Source organism: Enterobacter chengduensis, from assembly GCF_001984825.2.
In the GTDB taxonomy this organism is placed as follows: Bacteria; Pseudomonadota; Gammaproteobacteria; order Enterobacterales; family Enterobacteriaceae; genus Enterobacter; species Enterobacter chengduensis.
On the sequence record NZ_CP043318.1, the window covers coordinates 2,961,644 to 2,984,286 of the forward strand.

Genomic DNA, 22,643 nt, shown 5'->3' on the forward strand with positions numbered 1-22,643 from the left:
CATCTTTTCATTTATTGTTCTCTTATACCTTTACCTTATAGTGGATTCTTTTATCATTACTTGTAGCTTGCGTTTTGCATCATTCCAATGAATGACTTTTTAAAAATCATTCGCCGCATAAATTAATAATTATGTAATATTTGGTGGTAACATAAACTTTTATATTGTGAGGGCTCTACATGTACGATTTCAGATTGATCATGGTATGGGATGCAGCAAGAGAGCTTAACCCCGAAGATTTTCAATACATACTGAGGCCGGAACTCGCTTTTGAAAGAGCAAGAATTTACTACGATCTTGATTCTGACAACTATTCTTATTTTAGCCTCCAGCAAATGCCAAATAGAAAGAATGGATTTATCAACCCCCTTTCAGCTAAGTATGATCGTAAATGTAATGATATGTACGACGGTGCTTATGATCATACGCAGCATAATATAGACATTGGCTGGTTTATTGGAATAGATGAATCTGAACAATGGGATTATTTCAAGCATCCATTTTATTTTGATGAAAACGGTGATCTTGTTTATGATTGCTTTATGGAACATTGGCATTCATGGTTTGAAATGGAAGTTAGGGAAGCATACGAAAAGTGTTTAAATGATCATCCGGGCAGGAAACCAGCACCTACACAAAAAATTCATTATTCAGACGCCCCCATACAATACGCTCAATCACCTAAAACAATCAATAGCAAAGCAGCAGGACGTTTATTAGCCTCTGGCGGGGTTTATAATGGAAATATTGAAGGATTCAGGAAAACAGCAGAACAATTAGGTGGTGAAGCTGTACAGGGTTATGATCAAGTATTGAATGAGCAAACCGCAGGTACAGCTATTGCAGTGGCATCAATTCTGTTATCGAAACGACCTATAGAGCTAGGTGATGTTCAAGATATAACTAAATTTGTAGGAAAAGTTCGAGGGGATTCTGTATTACTACAGAATGTTGAAGTAACCCAAATTAATTATGTTAAAAGAACGACAGAAGAAACTATAATATTAAGAAAGGAGTTCAATAGCACGGTAAAGAAATCTTTTCTTAAAGATCTATCTAATACCCCTGAGGCAATGAATAAATTCTCTCCCGAAATGCTTGAACGGATGACCATCGGTAGAAATCCAGATGGATGGCAAGTACATCATAAGCTACCTTTAGATGATAGCGGCACAAATTCTTTTCATAACTTAATACTAATGAAAAATGATCCATATCACCAAGCATTGACTAATTATCAGTTTAATATGACAAGAGACATGATTGTCGGTGAAAGTAGAATAGTCCCTTGGGTTAAACCTCAAGGTATAATCTATCCAAAGTGAGGGTGATGTTATGGAAAAAGTTATAGATATGATGGTGAATGAGCTTTCTAAGCTTATGGAAGATAATGGATACAGAATCTTTCCGCCAGTTAGTATTAATTTTTTGGAATCAATGACCAAAGCTAATTCTTCAAGCACTGATTTACCGCCCGTTCTTGAGGATATAAATACTGACATTTTGTTTTTTTTGAAAACGCAACCGGATTATTATTATTTTTTGACAAAAATGGATGGCTTTGAGTTCGATGGAGTAATACTTTATAGTTTTGCTCTTCAGCTTGAAGAGCATAATGTACCTGTCAATAATATCTTCCTTTACAACGATAACTTTAGAAATAATGACATATTTGTTAATACTGACTTATCTGAACGCGTTGTTATTGGCCAGGATAGTATTTCTTTTTTTACATATGACCTCAAGGAAAATGTGTATCAAATTAGAGACAATGTAGGTACAGAAAAGATATTTGGTTCGTTTGATAACTTCTCTGATTTCTTAAGGGAGATCCTTGAAACTGTAGCATAGTCTGTCATTGGGGGCTTAACAGTCCCCTCTTTTAAACATTCACTATTCTTTAACAATCCTCTTGCTTACTTAAAGCGAACAACTGGAACCAGAAATTACATTTACACAACCGCTTCCTGTTGACTTATTTTGTAATGAATATACTTTTCAGGAAATGAAGAAATACTGATTATCGTTTCTGACAGCAGTATGCTGTTGGAGCCGCCGGTATAGCTGACATTCTGATGCAAGCCAACCGGCTGCACCCGGAAGGTCTGCCTGAACTGGACCCGTGTGAACAACTCGATACCATCATCATTACCGGTCGCAGCATGAATGAGCTGGAGAGAACCGCCGTGGTGGACTGGCTTCATCCTGCTGCGTCCCATGCGCGGCGTATTGCCTCCATCTGCGGCGGCGCGAAGCTGGTCATTGGCGGCAACATGGTGAAGATCCTGGCGTGGTACGACAACGAGTGGGGCTTCTCTAACCGCCTGGTGGATCTGGCGGTGCTGATGGATAAGAGAGGGCTGTAAGCCTGAAGCCGGGTGGCGCGAACGCGCCCCCGGCAAAACATTACTCCGCTTTCACCTTCACACCCATAAACACAATCACCATCGCCGTTACCAGCAGGAAACCGCTGCCCGCGAACACGCCGCTTGCGCCGCTGAGGTCAGATACCGCCCCGCCCCCGGCCGCACCGGCGCTTATCGCCAGCTGAATGGACGCCACCAGCAGTCCCCCCGCACTCTCGGCTTCATCCGGAACGGTGGTGGAAAGCCAGGTTGACCAGCCCACCGGAACCAGGCCAAACGCAAAGCCCCACAGGGCGACAAGCAGCCCGTCCAGCATCGCCAGATGACCAAACGCCACCATCATCAGCGCGAGTACGCCCATGCCGAACGGCACGAGGGCTAACGTCAGGCGCAGATTACGGGCCAGCAGATGCCCGGCAATGGAGGTGCCGACAAAGTTAGCAAGCCCAAAGCCCAGCAGGATCAGCGAAATGGTCTCCACGCTCGCCTGCCCCACCGTTTCCAGGAACGGGCGCAGGTAGGTAAAGAAGGCGAAATGGCCGCTGAAGATCAGGATGGTCGCCAGCATGCCGCCGATCATCCCCGGGCGACGCAGCACGCGGAACAGCGTGCTCAGGCTGCCGCTGCTCTCCGGCTTCATGGACGGCAGGACCCAGAGCTGCCACAGCAGCGCCAGCATGCTCGGCAGAATGCAGAGGATAAACACATTGCGCCAGCCGATAAGGCTGCCCAGATAGCTCCCCAGCGGCGCGGCGACCACCGTGGCAATCGATACGCTGGAAAAGATCACCGCCAGCGCCTTCGGCACTTTATCCGCCGGAACCAGCCGCATCGTCGTGGCCGTCGACATCGCCCAGAATCCCCCGATGGCGACCCCCAGCAGCAGGCGCCCCATCAGCAGGACGTGCAGGTTGGGCGCAAAAGCCACCAGCAGGCTGGAGATGATTTGCAGCACCGAGAAAAACATCAGCACCCAGCGGCGGTCGATGCTTTTGGTCGCAGGCGTTATCAGCAGCCCGGTTACCAGCGCCACCAGCGCGGTGGCGGTGACGGCCTGTCCGGCCATTCCCTCACTGACGCCCAGGCTCGCGGCCATCGGCGTTAACAGACTGGCGGGCAGAAACTCTGCCGTAATTAAACCAAACACCCCCAGCCCCAGGGAATAGACGGCCCGCCAGGCGGGTTTCGCAGGCGTTAACGCCTCGCTCGCCGCGACACATGAATTCATCTGTTTTTCTCCCGTTATAAAAATGTGACAACTGTCCCAAAAGCATAGAAGGTTCACCCTGGACGATCTATGACATATAATCTCCACTTATTGATTATTCGTCCGGAGTTGCGCCATGTCCGTACAGTCCCCCGATCTCATCAGCGAACTTTTACGCGGCATGCGCCTGTCAGGTGTGAAATATCGGCGAATCGAAGCCAGCGCGCCGTTTGGCGTCGCGTTCCATCAGGCGCCGGGCAAGGCGCAGTTCCATTTTGTGAGCCACGGCAGCGCCCTGCTGCGAATGGAGAGCGGCGCGACGTTCGAACTGGGTGGCGGCGACGCCCTCTTTATTCCCGGCGGGAATTCCCATGCCCTGCTCTCTGACGAGCAGGCAACCATTACTCCTGTCAATGCCTTCCCGAGCGAGCCGATCTGCAGCTCGGTCTGTGCCATCACCTGCGAGCCCTGCCCGGAAAGCGAGAACACCCTCATCTTTAGCGGATGCATGGATTTTGAGCTCGGCGGAATGCAGCCGCTGATCAAGGCGATGCCGGAGGTGATGATGGTCAGCCGGCTGATGTCCACCTGGCCGGAAATTCATCCGCTGCTGGCGGCGATGGAGCGGGAATCCGCGGCGCGTCAGGCCGGGTATGCCGGGATACTTGCGCGGCTGGCCGACGTGGTGGCGGCGTTAATCGTGCGCGGCTGGGTTGAAGGCGGCTGTGGTAAGGCCACCGGCTGGGTGCAGGTCCTGCGCGATCCGCGCCTGAGCCGGGCCATTTACGCCATGCACCAGCAGCCTGGCCTGAACTGGAGCGTGGCGGATCTGGCAAAAGAAGCGGGCACGTCGCGATCCGTGTTCGCCGAACGGTTTCTGGCCGCGACGGGGACGACGCCGGCAAAATATCTCAGCGAGCTCAGAATGCGGCTGGCGATTCAGTATATTCGTCATGAAAATCAGCCTATTGAAACCGTCGCCCTGCGGCTGGGCTACGGCTCTCTGGCGGCGTTTAGCCGGGCATTTAAGCGTATTATTGGGCATGCGCCGGGCACGCTGCGGGAAGCCAGCCAGACCCCGGAAGAGGTCTGACCGGCTGGCTGGCATCAGAAGTAGTATTTAAAGCGCACGCGGCCACCGTAGCGATCGTCGTTTTTATTGTCGCCCTCTTTCGGGGATGCATTGACCCATGACGCATACGCGCCCAGATAGATGTTGAAGTTTTTCATCTTCATGACGTTCGGGATCAGGTACGAGGTATGAATTGTATGGATGTCATACTCGCCCGGGTCGGTTATCCAGCAGTCGTTTTCACACTCGGCGTCAAAGGTTGAGGTATTAAACTCGTCGATTTCGTTATGGGCGTAGATATAGCCCAGCTCAAAATTACGCCAGAGGGCATTGATGCCTGAGGTAAAGTCGGTTTCGCCCGTTGCGTCCAGATAAGCCGTGTTGAGATTCACGACCACCCCGTCCTCCGGATCGGTTTTGAGCCCGTCCCAGGTCATCGTGAACCCGTAGCCGGTGCGATCGGATTGATCTACCCAGCGCCCGGCGTCGTCGCGATAGCCATAGGCGTTGTTGACCAGGTTAGTCTCCATGGCAACCGCGCTGGAAAACGGCCCGTTTTGCCACGAGATCACCGGGCGCACGTAGGCTACATTTTTGTCGTTCTCAAGTTCTGCGCCGTGATAACGCTGGTCGACATACAAATCGCTGCCGTCTTTGAGCAGGGTATTCAGTTCAAAATACCAGTTATCCAGCGTCTTGCTCATCAGGAAGTTGCCCCCGCTGTCGGCTCGCCCACGCCCCTCTTTCAGCATATAGATATAGCCATAGCCGTCGCTGTAAAGATCGTCTGCGGTATTCCCGGAGTATTCCACAAACGTATCCTGATTGAGCGGGAACATGTCATAGGCCTCAAAGCGTCCGACTTTTATTTCCCAGTCGTTCTCGGTGCCGAAGAAAAATACCGCATCATCCAGGTACATTTTCCCGGCGAGGTCGCCGAGCGGTTGGACGGAAAACCCGGCAAAATTGCCGTTATCCATTTTACGATAGCCGTCAAAGCCTAATAAAATACGCCCGTTAATATCCCAGCGCTCTTTATCTCCCGGCGCCCAGTCGCTATTAGCACTTTGCTTAATAGACGTGAGGCTACCTGTTTTACTGGCGGCATCCATATTAAATTCGACATCACCATAAAATTTAATATCACCATACCCTGAGAGCGTCAGTTTTGGCGGAGCGGTTTTGCTCACCGGCTCTTCCGACTGCACCACTACCGCTGGCGCAGCCTGCGCTGCGGCGGCCTGCTGCTGTTTAAGCTCCTGAATTTGCGCTTCCAGTTGCGCCAGCTTTTCTTCCACGTTCATTGAGGGTTGTGCTGCAAAAAGTGCGCCGGAGTAGAATGCGCTTATCAGAATTACCGTTTTCTTTAATTGCATAGAATCCATCCTGATTATAAAAGTGAATACCCAAATATCGAGCCCAGCCATTTCCACAAAATACCCTCAGCGGTACTATTCTGTTTTTTCACAACGTAATTATGATTTTTAACTTGTGTGATCGGCGCAGAGAAAAGCTGCAGTAATGAAGGGAATAAAGACCGCCCACCTCACACTCTTTTTTCATTGGTGATATTTATATTTTAACGTGAAATATATATGATTATTTAACGGTATAATTCTTTTAATTCCATTTACACAACAAATTCCTCCCGAACAGACTGGACGGGCGAAGCGGTAAATTGTCTGGTTCTGCGCAAAATGGGATATTGAACACGCGAAGCGGTCGATATTCGTCTAAGGTTTTCAGGTGATTGATAACAGCGGTTACGCTGCTCAGCGAATACAGGAGACGAACAGATGTTAACACCTCGTACTTTACGCCCTGCTCTTTTGCACCTCGCGCTGGGAGGCGCGCTGCTCGGTGCGACGACATTAAGTTATGCTGATGAACAGCCTGCGTTTCAGAAGAATTCCCCCGATATTTTACTTGGCCCTCTGTTTAGTGATGTGCAAAGTGCCAAGCTGTTTCCCGATCAGAAAACCTTCGCTGATGCCGTCCCCAAAAGCGATCCGCTGATGATTCTGGCGGATTACCGGATGCAGCATACCCAGTCCAGCTTCGATCTGCGCCACTTTGTCGAGATGAACTTCACGCTGCCTGCGGAAGGCGAGAAATATGTTCCGCCCGCAGGACAAAGTTTACGCGAGCATATTGACGACCTCTGGCCCGTACTGACGCGCACCACCGATAAGGCCAGTAATAAATGGGATTCCCTGCTGCCGTTACCGAAGCCTTACGTTGTGCCCGGCGGACGCTTCCGCGAGGTGTACTACTGGGACAGCTATTTCACCATGCTGGGCCTGGCGGAGAGCGGCCACTGGGACAAAATCAGCGATATGGTGGATAACTTCGCCTATGAGATCGACACCTTCGGCCACATTCCCAACGGCAACCGCAGCTACTACCTGAGCCGCTCCCAGCCGCCGTTTTTCTCCATGATGGTGGAACTGCTGGCGACGCACGACGGCGACGCTCTGAAGAAATATCGCCCGCAGATGGAAAAAGAGTACGCCTACTGGATGGAGGGCGTGGATTCGCTTCAGCCAGGGCAGGCAAACCAGCGCGTGGTGAAGCTGGATGACGGTTCGGTGCTCAATCGCTACTGGGACGATCGTGATACACCGCGCCCGGAGTCCTGGCTTGACGACGTGAATACCGCCAAAAGCAACCCTAACCGTCCCGCGACCGAGATCTACCGCGACCTGCGTTCCGCCGCGGCCTCGGGGTGGGACTTTAGCTCCCGCTGGATGGACGATCCGCAAAAGCTTGGCACCATCCGGACGACCAGCATCGCGCCCGTGGACCTTAACGCCCTGATGTTCAAAATGGAAAAACTGCTGGCGCGGGCAGGCCAGGAGAGCGGTGACGCCGCCAGCGCAAGCAGATACGAGGCGCTGGCCGCCGCCCGTCAGAAAGCCATCGAGAGCCACCTCTGGAATGATAAAGAAGGCTGGTACGCCGATTACGATCTGAAGAGCATGAAGGTGCGCAATCAGCTCACCGCTGCGGCCCTGTTCCCGCTTTACGTGAAGGCGGCAGCGCAGGATCGCGCCGATAAAGTCGCCGCAGCGACGTCCTCACGCCTGCTGCAGCCGGGCGGAATAGCGACCACCACCGTCAACAGCGGCCAGCAGTGGGATGCGCCAAACGGCTGGGCCCCGCTGCAGTGGGTGGCTGCGGAAGGTCTGCAGAATTACGGGCAAGAGAAGGTCTCAATGGATGTCACCTGGCGCTTCCTGAAGAACGTGCAGCACACTTACGACCGCGAGAAGAAACTGGTTGAGAAATATGACGTGTCGACAACCGGTACGGGCGGCGGCGGCGGCGAGTACCCGCTGCAGGACGGCTTCGGCTGGAGCAACGGCGTGACGCTGAAGATGCTGGATCGGGTCTGCCCGAAAGAGAAACCGTGCGACAGCGTGCCGGAAAATCGGCCTGCAGCGAATGATGAGGCGACGCCGGTGAAGGCGACGGCGCAGTAGGTGAGTATTGCCGGGTGGCGGCTGCGCCTTACCCGGCCTACGTTGGATTTGTAGGCCCGGTAAGCGCAGCGCCGCCGGGCAGTCAGAAGCTGTAGCTCGCCCCTAGCTGATACGTCCTGTCACGCCCAATCCAGCAGTTGGTTGCGTCGTAGCAGGTCAGCGTCTCTTTATTAGTGATGTTCTGCATGCTCGCCTTAAGCGTCAGTCCCGCCAGCGAAGGCAGAATTTCGCCCATCCGATACGACGCCGCCAGATCGTACTGGGTGGTGCCGCCCAGTTTCCCCGAATCGTTGGCCGGAGAAATTTCCATCGGGCCGGTGTAGCGCGCGCCCGCCCCCAGCATCAGCCCCTTCAGCGGCGTGTTCTCGAAGGTGTAGTCCCCCCAGAGGTTGAAGGCATTCTCCGGAACCTGCGTTGGGCGTTTACCTTTGTACTTGTCATCTTGCGTATTGATCGCATGGGTGTAGGCATAGTTGGCAATCAGCGTCAGGTTGTCCGACGGACGGCTGATGGCGGACAGTTCCGCGCCTTTGGATTCCACTTCCCCGGTCTGACGATAGTTCAGGAAGCCCGGATCGGAGGTGACAACGTTTTTCTGCCGGATGTTAAACACCGAGGCGGTAAAGGTGGTGGCGTAGTCGGCCAGCAGATATTTTACCCCGCCTTCCACCTGCTTGCTGGTGGTCGGTTTGACCTCTTTCGCCACGAGCGTGCCCTGCGGGGACACCGGCGCAAAACCTTCCGAATAGCTGATAAACGGTGAAATCCCGTTATCGAAGGCGTAAAGCGCGCCCAGGCGTTTGGTGACGCGATCCTGCGATACCCAGGCCTTATCGCCGTTTTGCAGGTAGTTGGTGGTGACGGAGCGGTAATCGTCGTAGCGCAGGCTGCCCAGCAGGTTGAGGCCTCCCCATTCCACCTGGTCCTGCAGGTAATACCCGTTCTGCTGATAGCTCAGACGGTTTTTCTGGGCGGTATAGAGCCCCAGCGCGCTTTCGCTGATTTGCGAATAGTCAGGATGGCGCATATCCATGCCCGGCGTCGCCGACGCGTAGCGATAGTGGAAGTGGGAGTCCATCTTCTGATAGTCAAACCCGGCCAGCAGATGGTGTTTCCAGTCGCCCAGCGCCACGGTTTTGGTGACCTGGTTATCGATGTTGAAGCTCTTGAGATCTTCATCGGTGGTGTAGGCAAAGCGGTTGAGCTGATAAACCTCACTCCCGGCGCCCGTTGCATAAACGCTGCGCTGATGCGTGTCGACGTCGAAATAGCGCGCCTTCTGGTTAAAGCCCCAGCCGCTGTCGAACTCGTGTTCAAAGCTGTAGCCCAGCATCCACTGGCGCTGCTTAAATCCGCTCCACTCATCGCCGGCGTAATCGCGTTTGCCCGCGTATTTCGAACGCAGGTACGCGAGCGGCAGCGGGTTAGACGGCGTCAGGCTCGGCGAGTTTTGCGCTATTGCATCCAGGGTGAGGCGGGTTTTGCCGTCGGGTTGCCAGGTGACGGACGGGGCAACCAGATAGTTTTCATACCGGGTGGTGTGCGGCTGCTCGTCATTCTCCGTGGCTTTACCCAGCAGACGGTAGTTCCAGTCGCTGTCGGCGATCGGCCCGGTGGAGTCGAGATAGCCCTCTTTCAGGCTGCGGTTACCGGTGTTAAAACCGATTTCGGTTCGCGCTTCCCGCTGCGGTTTTTTACTCTGAATATTCACCAGCCCGCCCGGCGACCCGCCGCCGTAAAGCACCGATGAGGGGCCTTTCAGGATATCAACGCTGTCAATCAACAGCGGATCGATGCGGGCTTTGGTATTGCCGGTAACGTTATACGGCAGCTGCAGCCCGTTATAGAACTCCTGGTCGACGGTAAAGCCACGAATTTTATATTCGCTCATGTAGGAGGTATTGCCCCGCACCTCGGTCGAGACGCCCGGGGCATAGCGCAGGATTTCATTCACGGAATTCGCGTGGCGCTTTTCAATTTCCGGCCCGGAGACGGTGGTGATGACCTGCGGCGTTTTACTTTCAGCAACGGCCGATTTCGTGGCGCTGTTCGTCCAGGCCGGCAGCACGCTGCCCTGCTCTGAGCCCGTGACGACAATGGTGGATTCTTCGGCAAAGGCCGGGACATGCAATGCGAGCGTGACGGCGCCTGCCAGGGCGCAAAGCGTAAAACGTGAGGTATTCATAATGTCGTCTTGTTGTTAGATGCAATACGGAACGACAATTATTATCATTTAGATTAACAAAGCAATACTCAGGCAAAAAAACGGCCCTCCGAAGAGAGCCGTTTACGTCAATTTATGCTCGTCGCAGTAACCTGAATACGCCCAGCACCACAATGGCCCCCAAGACAGCGACCAGAAAACTGTGCAGGTCGAAACCACTTATGTTGCCTCCAAAGCCAAACATCGTCGCCAGCCAGCCGCCCACAACCGCACCAACGACCCCGAGGACGCAGGTCAGAATAAAGCCGCCGCCATCGTTTCCCGGCATGATCAGTTTAGCGATAGCGCCAGCAATAAGACCAAAGATAATCCAGGCGATGATACCCATAGCGATGCCCTCTTACAGGTTTAACGCGTGCGTAGAAAACCTTCTGCGCAGCTAACCTAAGTATAGGTCATCGCATGAAAATCATTTTTTCTCACCGACTTATCTTTGCGAAAACAGGCAAAAAAACTCACCGGTTTGTATTAAGTTTCGTTGCGGGTTGCCGATAACGCTAAGACAGTCTGTCAATCTATCAAGGAGCCATCCGGCGTGAGTCATTACAGTGAGCAGTTCCTCAAGCAAAATCCGCTGGCTGTATTAGGGGTATTACGCGACCTGCAAAAAGGCGAAGTGCCGCTGCGCATTAGTTGGTCGAATAATCAGTTCATCAGCAAGATCCTTGACGTCTCGCAGGAGCGATTGATTGTCGACCTGGGCAGTCAGGAGTATGAAAACCGCGCGGCCCTAAGAGCCGAGCATATTGCTGTGATGGCCGAAACCCATGGGGCTAAGGTGGAGTTTGTTCTGCCGCGCCTGGAAATGAGCGAATACCAGGGGCTGCCTGCATTTGTGACTCCGCTTCCCGGCAACCTGTGGTTTGTCCAGCGGCGTGAATATTTCCGCATTAGCGCCCCGCTTCATCCGGCCTATTTTTGTAAGGCCAAAATGCCGGACAAAAAAGAGATTCGCTTCCGTCTCTTTGACCTGTCGCTGGGCGGCATGGGCGCGCTGCTGGATACGCCGAAGCCGGACGGGCTGGTGGAAGGCATGCGTTTCACCCAAATTGAACTCGATATGGGCGGCTGGGGTCGCTTTTACTTCGATGCACAGCTGATTGCCATCAGCGAGCGCACGGTGGTGGACAGCAAGAACGAAACGATTACCACGCCGCGTCTGAGCTTCCGTTTCCTGAACGTCGGGCCAGGCGCGGAGCGCGAGCTGCAGCGCATTATCTATTCTCTGGAGCGGGAAGCGCGGGAACGCGCCAATAAAGTCCTGTAAAGACATCGGGCAGCGTGACCGCCGCCCGTCGACGGCATTACATGGCATCCATCGCTTTCTGTACTTTCCAGATATAACGAGGCGCCTGCGGTGCCGGGTGGTTTTTCGCCACATGCTCAAAGAATTCATCTTTGTCCATGTCGTTAATCTCTTCTATTGCCTCTTTGCGGTCAGAGGAGAAGGTTCTGAGCAACGCGCCGGCACCGTTAACGTAAGACACCACCAGCGCGTACTGCATCACCTCCGGATCCTTAATCCCCTTCAGCACGCCGTGTTCCATGATGCTCAGATAGGCCGTGCCCATGGAAATGTTGCGTTCCGGGTTCTTCAGCTCGCTGGTGGACGGCTGGCCGCTCCAGCCCATGTAGCGGTAAACCTCTTTCCCCGCCGTTGACGCTTTAAGCTGCATCAGGCCCACCGCGTTGGACTTGCTGACGAGCGTGGGGTTACCGCCGGACTCCACCGCAATGATCGCCGTGATGAGGCGCGGACTGACGCCCCAGGCTTTCCCGGCTTGCTCACTGATCGGCATCCACTGCATGGCCCGTTTCACCGGCACTTCCGGGTTCCAGGGTGGGTTTTGATAATCATGTTTTGAACTACAGCCAGCAAGCAGCACAATCAAAAAAGCAAACCATCTCAATTTCACGTCATCTATCCTTATAGCCGGTCATCGCGGTGCGTCGCCTCTTGAAGCAGGCGGCGTATAAGCGGCATGATATAGACAATTAGTTTCTCATTCAGCAAGGAATTGCCATGTCTCAGTTTCATCTCATCGCGCCGTCGGGCTACTGCATCAACCAGGACGCGGCGCAGCGGGGCGTACAGCGTTTGCTGGAGTCGGGTCATCGGGTAGAAAATCAGACAATTATCCCCCGCCGCCAGCAGCGTTTTGCCGGTACCGACGCGCAGAGGCTGAATGATATCAATAGCCTGGTGAACCTGAAGGGTGAAAACCGGATTGTGCTGGCGGTACGCGGCGGATATGGCGCGAGCCGACTGCTGGAGAGCATTGACTGGCAGGGGCTGGCGCAGCGCCAGCAGCAGGATCCGCTGCTGATATGCGGCCACAGCGATTTTACCGCCATCCAGCTTGGGCTGCTGGCCCTGCATAACGTTGTCACCTTCAGCGGCCCGATGCTGGCCGGTAACTTTGGCGCGCCGGAGCTGGACGCGTTCACCGTGGAGCATTTCTGGCGCGCGCTGCGTAATCCCACCTACAGCGTGGAGTGGCGGGGCTTTGGACCGCACTGGGAATGTGAAGGCCAGCTCTGGGGCGGCAACCTGGCGATGCTGGCCTCGCTTATCGGCACGCCGTGGCTGCCGCACATCGAAAACGGCATTCTGGTGCTGGAAGATATTAACGAACATCCGTTCCGCGTCGAGCGCATGCTGCTGCAGCTTTATCATGCCGGCATTCTTGGGCGTCAGTCCGCGATTGTGCTGGGCAGCTTCAGCGGCTCTGCGCCGAATGACTATGACGCGGGTTACACCCTTGAAACCATGGTCGACTTCGTTCGCTCGCGGCTGGATATTCCGATCGTCACCGGCCTGGATTTTGGCCATGAGCAGCAAACCGTGACCCTGGCGCTGGGGGCGCACGCCTCCCTGATCCACAATGATTCCGGCTCCCGGCTGACCATCAGCGGCCATCCAGTCATAAAGGGGTAAAAAATCCGTTAAACCGCCTTAATAAAACGCTGTTACCGACGTTAATATGTTAGGGTTTTAGTAACAGCGTTAACATTGAGGTGGGAGTAAGAGAACATTGGATGCCGCAGCGATAATCAGCCTTTTCATTTTGGGTTCCGTCCTTGTAACCAGCAGTATTTTATTAAGTTCATTTTCATCGCGTCTCGGCATACCTATTCTTGTCATTTTCCTCGCCATCGGCATGCTGGCCGGCATTGATGGTATTGGCGGTATCCCATTCGATAACTACCCTTTCGCCTACATGGTGAGTAACCTCGCGCTGGCGGTGATCCTGCTGGACGGCGGGATGCGCACCCAGGCGAGCTCCTTCCGCGTGGCCCTGGGGCCCGCGCTGTCGCTCGCCACGGTCGGCGTGTTGATTACCTCTGGCCTCACCGGAATGATGGCCGCGTGGCTTTTCCACCTCAACATCATGGAAGGTTTGCTGATTGGCGCCATCGTGGGGTCAACCGATGCGGCAGCGGTGTTTTCCCTGCTCGGCGGAAAAGGGCTTAACGAACGCGTCGGCTCCACGCTTGAGATTGAATCCGGCAGTAACGATCCGATGGCGGTGTTTCTCACCATCACGCTTATCGAGATGATCCAGCAGCACGAGACCGGCCTGAGCTGGACGTTTGCCTGGCATATCCTGCAGCAGTTCGGGCTGGGGATTGTTATCGGCCTGGCGGGGGGATACCTGCTACAGCAGACCATCAACCGCATCTCGCTGCCCGCGGGGCTTTACCCTCTTCTGGCGCTGAGCGGCGGCATCCTCATTTTCGCCGTTACCACCGCGCTGGACGGCAGCGGTATTCTCGCCGTCTACCTCTGCGGGTTCCTGATGGGCAACCGCCCGATTCGTAACCGTCATGCCATTTTGCAGAACTTCGACGGCCTGGCGTGGCTGGCGCAGATCGGCATGTTCCTGGTGCTGGGGCTGCTGGTGACGCCATCGGACCTGCTGCCGATCGCCGTTCCGGCGCTCCTGCTCTCCGCATGGATGATCTTCTTCGCCCGCCCGCTGTCGGTGTTTGCCGGGCTGCTGCCGTTTCGCGGGTTCAACCTGCGCGAGCGCGTCTTTATCAGCTGGGTAGGCCTGCGCGGCGCGGTGCCGATTATCCTGGCCGTCTTCCCGATGATGGCGGGTCTGGATAACGCGCGGCTGTTCTTTAACGTGGCGTTCTTCGTGGTGCTGATTTCGCTGCTGTTCCAGGGGACCTCCCTCGGGTGGGCGGCGAAAAAAGCCAAAGTCGTGGTGCCTCCCGTGGGCTGGCCCGTTTCCCGCGTGGGGCTCGACATTCATCCGGAAAATCCGTGGGAACAGTTCGTCTATCAGTTGAGCGCTGACAAATGGTGCGTGGGCGCGTCGCTGCGCGATTTGCACATGCCTGCCGAAACCCGCATTGCCGCCCTGTTCCGCGATAATGTCCTGCTGCACCCTACCGGCAGCACCCGCCTGCGTGAAGGGGATATTCTGTGCGTGATTGGCCGCGAGCGCGACCTGCCCGCGCTGGGCAAGCTGTTCAGCCAGTCGCCTCCGGTGGCGCTGGACCAGCGTTTCTTCGGCGATTTTATTCTGGAAGCCAGCGCCAGGTTTGCCGATGTGGCGCTGATTTACGGCCTGGACGAAGGTGCTGAAGACGGTGATAACCAGCAAACGCTGGGCGAAATCATCCAGCAGCGGCTGGGCGCTGCGCCGGTGGTGGGCGATCAGGTGGAGTTTGCCGGGATGATCTGGACGGTAGCAGAGAAAGAAGATAACGCGGTGCGGAAAGTCGGTTTAAGGCCGATGGAAGAGGACGCGGAATAGCGGTTTTTTGCCGGGTGGCGCTAACGCTTACCCGGCCTACGTTCGAGGGTTTTGCAGGTCGGGTAAGGCGAAGCCGCCACCCGACACAAACATTCGTTACACCGTCACAACCGGCACTCGTGGCGCCAGGGCGCACATGAGTTCATACCCCACCGTGCCCGCCGCGGCCGCCACGTCATCAATTTTAATTTCATTACCCCACAGCTCGACCGGCGAACCGATGCCCGCCTGCGGGCAGGGCGTCAGGTCAACGGCCAGCATATCCATTGATACGGTGCCTACCGTTCCCGTGCGGACCCCATCAACCCAGACCGGCGTGCCGGTCGGCGCAATGCGCGGGTAGCCGTCGGCATAGCCGCCCGCCACGATGCCAATCCGCTGCTCGCCTTTCGCCCGGTAGCGGCTGCCGTAGCCCACCGCGTCACCGGCCTTCAGCGTCTGCACGCCAATGATCTCGCTGCGCAGGGTCATCACCGGCCTCAGGCCGCTGTTGGCAATATCCTGCCACTGGCCTGAGGGCGATGCGCCGTACAGAACGATCCCCGGACGCACCCAGTTATAGTGCGCCTCGGGATGCCACAGCGTGGCCGCCGAGTTCGACAGCGAGCGCGGGCAGTCCAGCCCCTCTGCCGCCTGCTCGATGCGGACCATGGCATCGACAATGCCGTCCGGTTTTTCCGCATCGGCGAAGTGAGCCATCAGCGTCATTTCGCCCACGTTTTTCAGGGCGCGCAGCTGCTGCCACACCGTATGCACCCGCTCAGGCTGAAAGCCCAGGCGGTTCATGCCGCTGTTCACCTTGAGATAGATATCCAGCGGCGCGTGGAGCTTCGCGTCCTGAATCGCCTTAATCTGCCAGTTGCTGTGAACGCTGGTGGTCAGACGGTACTTGTCGAGCAGAGGCAGATCGTCGGCGTGGAAGAAGCCCTCCAGCAGCAGTATCGGCCCTTTCCAGCCGCGCTCGCGCAGCAGAATAGCCTCTTCCAGATTCAGTAGCGCAAAGCCGTCGGTGGCGCTCAGCGCGCTCCAGATACGGTCAATGCCGTGTCCGTAGGCATTGGCCTTCACCACCGACCAGACGCGTGCGCCGGGTGCTGCCCGGCGAACAATTTGCAGGTTATCCTTCAGGGCCTGCAGGTTCAGCTGGGCCAGAACGGGACGGGACATGACAACTCCTTAGCTATGCGCGCCGTGCAGGTGCTGTGGACGCGACGGCGTAAACCCCGATTGATAGCGCGCGGCACTTAAATCGTCAAACGGAATGGCCGGCGTGCGCCCGGAGATCAGGTCGCTGAGCAGCTGGCCCGATCCGCAGGCCATCGTCCAGCCCAGCGTGCCGTGTCCGGTGTTGGTCCACAGGTTTTTATACGGCGTGCGGCCCACGATCGGCGTGCCGTCCGGGGTCATCGGACGCAGCCCGGTCCAGAACGTTGCCTGCTCAACAAAGCCGCCGCGCGGGAAGAGATCGCCCACCACCATCTCCAGCGTTTCACGACGCGGCTGCAGCAGCTCGGTGTTGAAGCCAACAATCTCCGCCATGCCGCCAACGCGGATGCGGTTATCGAAGCGGGTAATGGCGATTTTGTAGGTTTCATCCAGGATGGTCGACACCGGAGCGCCGCTCTCTTCTTTTACCGGAATGGTCAGCGAGTAGCCCTTCAGCGGGTAGACCGGAATATCGAGAATGCCTTTCAGCATCGCGGTGGAGTACGAACCAAACGCCATGACGTAGGCATCGGCTTTGATCACCTCGTCGCCGCACTTCACGCCGTAAATTTTTTCCCCTTCCGACAGCAGCTTGTCGATCGCGGTGTTAAAGCGGAACTTCACTCCCGCCTGCTCGCACATCTGCGCCAGACGTTGGGTAAAGAGCTGGCAGTCGCCGGTTTCGTCATTCGGCAGGCGCAGGCCGCCCGTCAGCTTATGCGCCACCTCCGCCAGAGCAGGCTCCACCTGCCCCAGCTGGCTGGCGTCCAGCAGCTGATACGGAACGCCGGCATCTTCCAGCACGGCGATATCGCGGGTGGCGTTTTCGTACTGTTGTTCAGTGCGGAACAGCTGCAGCGTCCCGCCCTGGCGGCCTTCATACTCAATGCCCGTCGACGCGCGCAGCGCTTTCAGGCAGTCACGGCTGTATTCCGCCAGGCGCACCATACGCCCTTTGTTTTCCATGTAGTGGCGAGTGTCGCAGTTGCGCAGCATCTGCCACATCCACTTCAGCTGGAACGGCGTGCCGTCAAGGCTGATGGCCAGCGGCGCGTGGCGCTGAAACATCCATTTAATCGCCTTCAGCGGAACGCCCGGCGCAGCCCACGGTGCCGCATAGCCGGGAGAGATTTGCCCGGCGTTTGCCGCGCTGGTTTCAAGCGCCGGACCGGATTCACGATCGATAACGGTGACGTCATGTCCCGCCTGGCTTAAATACCAGGCGCTGGTTACCCCAACGACACCACTTCCCAGTATGACAACACGCATAGCCACTCCATTATGTGCAAAAGAACAATCTTCTAATTACAGATTGATAACCTAGTTGAAAATATTATTCAACATACGACTTTTTTATGGTGACTTACCTCACACATCCCCCAGCATCAGGGGATAGCGCTAATTTGGGATCTCCTGCTGCGCGTTATTTTTAACCAGCATAATATGCTGAGTGATGCCGTTTTTTTGCCGTATCAAAAACGCGAAATCGCAAAGAAAAAATTTCTGCCCCAGCACGCTTTTTAACACGTTGATCTATGCTTGAAAGGAGGCTCTCCAGACAGAGAGAGCACCCACAACGAGGGCGCGCTAATGGCTACTATTGATTCCCTGAACAAGGACAACACACGTCTCAGCGATGGACCCGACTGGACCTTCGAGCTGCTGGATGTCTACCTCGCCGAAATCGACCGGGTCGCAAAACTCTATCGTCTGGATACCTATCCCCATCAGATTGAAGTCATTACGTCCGAACAGATGATGGATGCCTACTCCAGCGTCGGGATGCCGATTAACTACCCGCACTGGTCGTTTGGTAAAAAATTTATTGAAACGGAGCGGCTGTACAAGCACGGCCAGCAGGGGCTGGCGTATGAGATTGTGATTAACTCCAATCCGTGCATCGCCTATTTAATGGAAGAGAACACCATTACCATGCAGGCGCTGGTGATGGCGCACGCCTGCTACGGGCACAACTCCTTTTTCAAGAATAACTACCTGTTCCGCAGCTGGACGGATGCCAGCTCCATCGTCGATTACCTGATTTTCGCCCGTAAATACATTACCGACTGCGAAGAGCGCTACGGCGTGGACGAGGTGGAAAAACTGCTCGACTCCTGCCACGCGCTGATGAACTACGGCGTGGACCGCTACAAACGCCCGCAGAAAATCTCCCTTCAGGAGGAGAAGGCCCGGCAGAAAAGCCGCGAGGAGTACCTGCAAAGCCAGGTGAACATGCTGTGGCGCACCCTGCCGAAGCGTGAGGAGGAAAAAACGATCGCTGAAGCGCGTCGCTATCCGTCCGAGCCGCAGGAAAACCTGCTCTATTTTATGGAGAAGAACGCCCCGCTGCTGGAGCCGTGGCAGCGCGAGATCCTGCGCATCGTCCGCAAGGTGAGCCAGTATTTTTATCCGCAAAAGCAGACGCAGGTGATGAACGAAGGCTGGGCGACCTTCTGGCACTACACCATCCTTAACCATCTGTACGACGAGGGGAAAGTCACCGAGCGGTTCATGATGGAGTTCCTCCACAGCCATACCAACGTGGTGTTCCAGCCGCCCTACAACAGCCCGTGGTACAGCGGCATTAACCCGTATGCCCTTGGTTTCGCCATGTTCCAGGACATTAAGCGCATCTGCCAGTCGCCGACGGAAGAAGACAGGTACTGGTTCCCGGATATCGCCGGCTCCGACTGGCTGGAAACGCTGCACTTTGCGATGCGCGACTTCAAGGATGAGAGCTTCATCAGCCAGTTTATGTCGCCGAAGATCATGCGTGATTTCCGCTTCTTCACCGTGCTGGACGATGACCGCAACAACTTTCTGGAGATCTCCGCGATCCACAACGAGGAGGGATATCGCGAGATCCGCTCTCGCCTCTCTTCCCAGTACAACCTGAGCAACCTTGAACCGAATATTCAGGTGTGGAACGTGGATTTACGCGGCGACCGCTCCCTGACGCTGCGCTATATCCCGCACAATCGCGCGCCGCTGGATAAAGGACGTAAAGAGGTGCTGAAGCATGTTCATCGCCTGTGGGGCTTTGACGTGCAGCTCGAGCAGCAGAACGAAGACGGGAGCGTCGAGCTGCTGGAGCGTTGCCCGGCGCGGTTGAATACGCTGTAGTGCGGATTTTTTGCCCGGTGGCGCTGCGCTTACCGGGCCTACAGGATCCGTAGGTCGGGTAAGGCGAAGCCGCCACCCGACGAAAAAAAACCTCTCATACGAGAGGTTTTTTCTTTTAGCGACTCTGAATCGCCAAATCGCCCGGCAGCGTTTTCTGCATACGGTGCCAGATTTCACCGGAATCATGACCGTAGCGGCGCACCGTCTCATAAACCTGTTCGTGCAAGCCTTCGGTACAGAGCTTGCTCAGCTTATGGTAGAAGCCCAGCGCCAGGCTACGCGCTTCCGGATTGGCAAAGTAGTGGCGGCCGATGCGGGTATAAAGCCCCTTCATACCGTTGAGGATCAGGCCATACACCGGGTTGCCGGAGGCAAACGCCAGGCCGCGAAACACGTTGTAATCGAGGGTGGCAAACGCGTCGGCGTGATCTTCAACCTCATTCGCGGTGGCCAGCACCGCGAGGGCGTCTTCCGGATGCTGACGGAAGGCCGTACGGATGAAGATCGTCGCAATGTTGGTGCGCACGGAGAGCAGATTATCAATCAGCTGCGGCACGCTTTCATGGTCAAGACGCGCCAGCGTTTCAAGAATGTTCAGCCCGGACGTTTCCCAGAAGTTGTTCACTTTGGTGGGCTTGCCGTGCTGGATCGTCAACCAGCCATCGCGCGCCAGCCGCTGGAGCACTTCACGCAGCGTGGTGCGGGTGACGCCAATCAGTTCAGAGAGTTCGCGTTCAGCCGGAAGAATGGACCCCGCAGGGAAACGATTATTCCAGATGCTTTCAATGATGTACTCTTCCGCGAAACCCGCCGGGCTCTGCGCCTTAATGACCATAGTGAGATTTCCATTACACAGCTTTAGCAAATTGGACTCATCATACCAGAGGCGCGCAGTAGCAGGTAGCACGGCAAAGTGAGAAAAGAGGGATCGCCGTTTCATTTTTGTGAAATTTACAATCGAGCCTTATCCGCCTGCTGGCCGCGATTTTTGCGTATACTGGTGTTTTGTCTTACTTGACGGGGAAGGACGTCTGTCGTGGAAATTTCTTTTGGCCGCGCGCTGTGGCGCAATTTTTTAGGCCAGTCTCCGGACTGGTACAAACTTATTCTTCTGGTGTTCCTGGTCGTTAACCCCCTCCTCTTTAGCGTGAGCCCGTTCATTGCCGGGTGGCTGCTGGTGGCGGAATTTATCTTCACCCTGGCGATGGCGCTAAAGTGTTATCCCCTGCTGCCGGGCGGACTGCTGGCGTTTGAAGCCGTCGTCATCGGTATGACGTCGGCAGAACACGTCAAAGCAGAACTGGCCTCAAATCTTGAAGTGCTTCTGCTGCTGATGTTTATGGTGGCGGGCATCTACTTCATGAAACAGCTGCTGCTGTTTATCTTCACGCGTCTGCTGCTCAGCATACCGTCGAAAATGTTCCTCTCGCTGGCGTTTTGCCTCGCGGCCGCCTTTCTGTCGGCCTTCCTGGACGCGCTGACGGTCGTCGCGGTGGTGATCAGCGTCGCCGTCGGGTTTTACGGCATTTACCACCGCGTGGCCTCGTCCCGCCCGAGCGATGATTTACAGGATGACAGCCACGTCGAGGCGCATAACCGTGACGTGCTGGAACAGTTCCGTGCGTTTCTGCGCAGCCTGATGATGCATGCCGGGGTCGGTACCGCCCTGGGCGGCGTGATGACCATGGTGGGCGAGCCGCAAAACCTGATCATTGCCAAAGCGGCAGGCTGGCACTTCGGTGAGTTTTTCCTGAGAATGGCGCCCGTGAGCGTACCGGTGCTTTTCTTCGGCCTGGCGACCTGTCTGCTGGTGGAGAAGTTTCGCCTCTTTGGCTACGGGGCGCAGCTCCCGGATCCGGTACGTCAGGAGCTGCATAAATTCGATCTGCAGAGCCGCAGCCAGCGGACGCGCCAGGAGACGCTGCGACTGATTGCGCAGGGGGTCATCGGCGTCTGGCTTATCGCCGCGCTGGCGCTCCATCTTGCCGAAGTGGGGCTGATTGGCCTGTCCGTCATTATTCTCGCCACCAGCTTTACCGGCGTGACGGACGAACATGCCATCGGCAAGGCGTTTACCGAAGCCCTACCGTTTACCGCCCTGCTGGCGGTGTTCTTTGCCGTCGTGGCGGTGATTATCGACCAACACCTGTTCGCGCCGATTATTGCCTTTGTTTTACAGGCGTCACCGGACGCTCAGCTCTCGCTGTTTTATCTGTTTAACGGCCTGCTCTCGTCGATTTCAGATAACGTCTTTGTCGGGACGGTCTACATCAACGAGGCCAAAGCGGCCATGGAGCAAGGCGTCATCAGTGCCGGGCAGTTTGAGCTGCTGGCGGTGGCGATCAATACCGGCACCAACCTGCCGTCGGTGGCGACGCCAAACGGTCAGGCCGCGTTCCTGTTCCTGCTGACCTCCGCCCTCGCGCCGCTCATACGACTTTCTTATGGCAGGATGGTGTGGATGGCGCTGCCCTACACGCTGGTGCTCACGATAGTGGGATTGCTTTGCGTCAAAATTACCCTCATTCCCTGTACGCAATGGTTGATACAAGCGGGTATACTTGCGGCGCACTAAAATTCGTTTACACTGCGCTTTCTAAGCATGTTCCAGGGAAATGATTATGTTGAGATTTTTAAACCAGTGCTCCCGCGGTCGCGGAGCCTGGTTGTTGATGGCCCTGACCGCCTTTGCGCTGGAGATGGTCGCGCTGTGGTTCCAGCATGTCATGGGGCTGAAACCCTGCGTGCTGTGCATTTACGAGCGCTGCGCCCTGTTCGGCATTATGGGCGCAGGCCTGGTGGGTGCAATTGCGCCAAAATCGCCGCTGCGCTATGCGGGGATTGCTATCTGGCTGTACAGCGCCTGGAAAGGTATTGAGCTCTCCTGGCAGCACACCATGATGCAGCTGCACCCGTCGCCGTTCATGACCTGTGATTTCGCCGCCCGCTTCCCGAGCTGGCTGCCGCTGGACAAATGGCTGCCGCAGGTGTTTGTTGCCTCCGGTGACTGCTCCGTTCGCCAGTGGGAATTCCTGACCCTGGAGATGCCGCAGTGGCTGGTGGGGATTTTTGTCGCCTACTTCGTCGTGGCGCTGCTGGTGCTGATTGCCCAGCCGTTCAAGCCGAAGAAACGCGATCTTTTCGGAAGGTAAAAGCAAAACGGCAACCTCGGTTGCCGTTTTTAGTGTTTGCGC

General features: G+C 55.7%; 18 protein-coding genes and 2 pseudogenes. 12 read left to right on the forward strand and 8 right to left on the reverse strand.

All coding sequences use genetic code 11. The features are described from left to right. Nucleotides 1-179 precede the first annotated feature (179 nt). The 4 genes and pseudogenes from FY206_RS14390 to FY206_RS25775 all read left to right on the forward strand — a co-directional run. Nucleotides 180-1,325, forward strand: coding sequence for an HNH endonuclease signature motif containing protein (locus FY206_RS14390; RefSeq protein ID WP_032641161.1), 1,146 nt, complete (start codon nucleotides 180-182; stop codon nucleotides 1,323-1,325). Nucleotides 1,326-1,335: 10 nt separating this feature from the next. Then, nucleotides 1,336-1,851, forward strand: a complete 516-nt coding sequence (locus tag FY206_RS25320) for a YrhA family protein (RefSeq protein ID WP_080283007.1) — start codon at nucleotides 1,336-1,338, stop codon at nucleotides 1,849-1,851. Nucleotides 1,852-2,040: 189 nt separating this feature from the next. Then, a pseudogene (locus tag FY206_RS25840) lies at nucleotides 2,041-2,261 on the forward strand (type 1 glutamine amidotransferase family protein); the annotation flags it as partial. Next, nucleotides 2,244-2,366: pseudogene (locus tag FY206_RS25775) on the forward strand (type I glyceraldehyde-3-phosphate dehydrogenase); the annotation flags it as partial. The pseudogenes FY206_RS25840 and FY206_RS25775, both read left to right, overlap by 18 nt. Nucleotides 2,367-2,406: 40 nt before the next feature. Here FY206_RS25775 and FY206_RS14400 read toward each other — a convergent pair. Then, nucleotides 2,407-3,594 (reverse strand): MFS transporter, encoded by a 1,188-nt coding sequence (locus tag FY206_RS14400; protein ID WP_077064190.1) that lies wholly within the window; start codon nucleotides 3,592-3,594, stop codon nucleotides 2,407-2,409. A 115-nt stretch (nucleotides 3,595-3,709) separates the two neighbouring features. Here FY206_RS14400 and FY206_RS14405 point away from each other — a divergent pair, with 115 nt between their 5' ends. Continuing rightward, nucleotides 3,710-4,666 carry an AraC family transcriptional regulator gene (locus tag FY206_RS14405; protein WP_077064189.1) on the forward strand — a complete coding sequence of 319 codons (957 nt, stop codon included), beginning with the start codon at nucleotides 3,710-3,712 and terminating at the stop codon, nucleotides 4,664-4,666. A gap of 14 nt (nucleotides 4,667-4,680) precedes the next feature. On the opposite strand, the gene FY206_RS14410 is transcribed toward FY206_RS14405, so the two are convergent. Beyond that, nucleotides 4,681-6,021 carry a carbohydrate porin gene (locus FY206_RS14410; RefSeq protein ID WP_032641170.1) on the reverse strand — a complete coding sequence of 447 codons (1,341 nt, stop codon included), beginning with the start codon at nucleotides 6,019-6,021 and terminating at the stop codon, nucleotides 4,681-4,683. Nucleotides 6,022-6,441: 420 nt separating this feature from the next. Between FY206_RS14410 and FY206_RS14415 the strand changes: the two genes are divergently transcribed. Continuing rightward, nucleotides 6,442-8,127 carry an alpha,alpha-trehalase gene (locus tag FY206_RS14415; RefSeq protein WP_032641172.1) on the forward strand — a complete coding sequence of 562 codons (1,686 nt, stop codon included), beginning with the start codon at nucleotides 6,442-6,444 and terminating at the stop codon, nucleotides 8,125-8,127. 82 nt (nucleotides 8,128-8,209) lie between these two features. Here FY206_RS14415 and FY206_RS14420 read toward each other — a convergent pair whose 3' ends face one another. Then, nucleotides 8,210-10,312: a TonB-dependent siderophore receptor gene (locus tag FY206_RS14420; protein ID WP_077064188.1), complete on the reverse strand. Its 2,103-nt coding sequence runs from the start codon at nucleotides 10,310-10,312 to the stop codon at nucleotides 8,210-8,212. 112 nt (nucleotides 10,313-10,424) lie between these two features. Next, nucleotides 10,425-10,679, reverse strand: coding sequence for a GlsB/YeaQ/YmgE family stress response membrane protein (locus tag FY206_RS14425; RefSeq protein WP_032641177.1), 255 nt, complete (start codon nucleotides 10,677-10,679; stop codon nucleotides 10,425-10,427). 207 nt (nucleotides 10,680-10,886) lie between these two features. On the opposite strand from FY206_RS14425, the gene ycgR reads away from it, so the two are divergent. After that, nucleotides 10,887-11,618, forward strand: a complete 732-nt coding sequence (gene ycgR / locus FY206_RS14430; protein WP_032641179.1) for a flagellar brake protein YcgR — start codon at nucleotides 10,887-10,889, stop codon at nucleotides 11,616-11,618. 37 nt (nucleotides 11,619-11,655) lie between these two features. Here ycgR and emtA read toward each other — a convergent pair whose 3' ends face one another. Further along, nucleotides 11,656-12,267 carry a membrane-bound lytic murein transglycosylase EmtA gene (emtA, locus tag FY206_RS14435; protein WP_032641181.1) on the reverse strand — a complete coding sequence of 204 codons (612 nt, stop codon included), beginning with the start codon at nucleotides 12,265-12,267 and terminating at the stop codon, nucleotides 11,656-11,658. A 107-nt stretch (nucleotides 12,268-12,374) separates the two neighbouring features. Here emtA and ldcA point away from each other — a divergent pair, with 107 nt between their 5' ends. Together ldcA and FY206_RS14445 are read left to right on the forward strand one after the other, a co-directional pair. Continuing rightward, nucleotides 12,375-13,289 carry a muramoyltetrapeptide carboxypeptidase gene (ldcA, locus tag FY206_RS14440; protein ID WP_032641183.1) on the forward strand — a complete coding sequence of 305 codons (915 nt, stop codon included), beginning with the start codon at nucleotides 12,375-12,377 and terminating at the stop codon, nucleotides 13,287-13,289. Nucleotides 13,290-13,386: 97 nt separating this feature from the next. Next, nucleotides 13,387-15,120 carry a potassium/proton antiporter gene (locus FY206_RS14445; protein ID WP_032641185.1) on the forward strand — a complete coding sequence of 578 codons (1,734 nt, stop codon included), beginning with the start codon at nucleotides 13,387-13,389 and terminating at the stop codon, nucleotides 15,118-15,120. Between the two features lie 96 nt (nucleotides 15,121-15,216). Here FY206_RS14445 and dadX read toward each other — a convergent pair whose 3' ends face one another. Both dadX and FY206_RS14455 read right to left on the reverse strand, forming a co-directional pair. Then, nucleotides 15,217-16,287, reverse strand: coding sequence for a catabolic alanine racemase DadX (dadX, locus tag FY206_RS14450; protein ID WP_032641188.1), 1,071 nt, complete (start codon nucleotides 16,285-16,287; stop codon nucleotides 15,217-15,219). 9 nt (nucleotides 16,288-16,296) lie between these two features. Continuing rightward, the gene (locus FY206_RS14455; protein ID WP_032641190.1) at nucleotides 16,297-17,595 is read right to left on the reverse strand and encodes a D-amino acid dehydrogenase; all 1,299 of its coding nucleotides are present in this window, start codon (nucleotides 17,593-17,595) and stop codon (nucleotides 16,297-16,299) included. Between the two features lie 321 nt (nucleotides 17,596-17,916). Between FY206_RS14455 and FY206_RS14460 the strand changes: the two genes are divergently transcribed. After that, nucleotides 17,917-19,449, forward strand: coding sequence for a SpoVR family protein (locus FY206_RS14460; RefSeq protein ID WP_032641194.1), 1,533 nt, complete (start codon nucleotides 17,917-17,919; stop codon nucleotides 19,447-19,449). 115 nt (nucleotides 19,450-19,564) lie between these two features. Here the strand turns inward: FY206_RS14460 and fadR are convergent, their stop codons facing one another. Next, complete coding sequence (fadR, locus tag FY206_RS14465; RefSeq protein ID WP_032641196.1) at nucleotides 19,565-20,284, reverse strand: fatty acid metabolism transcriptional regulator FadR; 720 nt, start codon at nucleotides 20,282-20,284, stop codon at nucleotides 19,565-19,567. A gap of 201 nt (nucleotides 20,285-20,485) precedes the next feature. Here fadR and nhaB point away from each other — a divergent pair, with 201 nt between their 5' ends. Both nhaB and dsbB read left to right on the forward strand, forming a co-directional pair. Further along, the gene (nhaB, locus tag FY206_RS14470) at nucleotides 20,486-22,024 is read left to right on the forward strand and encodes a Na(+)/H(+) antiporter NhaB (RefSeq protein WP_032641198.1); all 1,539 of its coding nucleotides are present in this window, start codon (nucleotides 20,486-20,488) and stop codon (nucleotides 22,022-22,024) included. 46 nt (nucleotides 22,025-22,070) lie between these two features. Continuing rightward, complete coding sequence (gene dsbB, locus FY206_RS14475) at nucleotides 22,071-22,601, forward strand: disulfide bond formation protein DsbB (RefSeq protein WP_032641201.1); 531 nt, start codon at nucleotides 22,071-22,073, stop codon at nucleotides 22,599-22,601. Nucleotides 22,602-22,643: the final 42 nt, after the last annotated feature.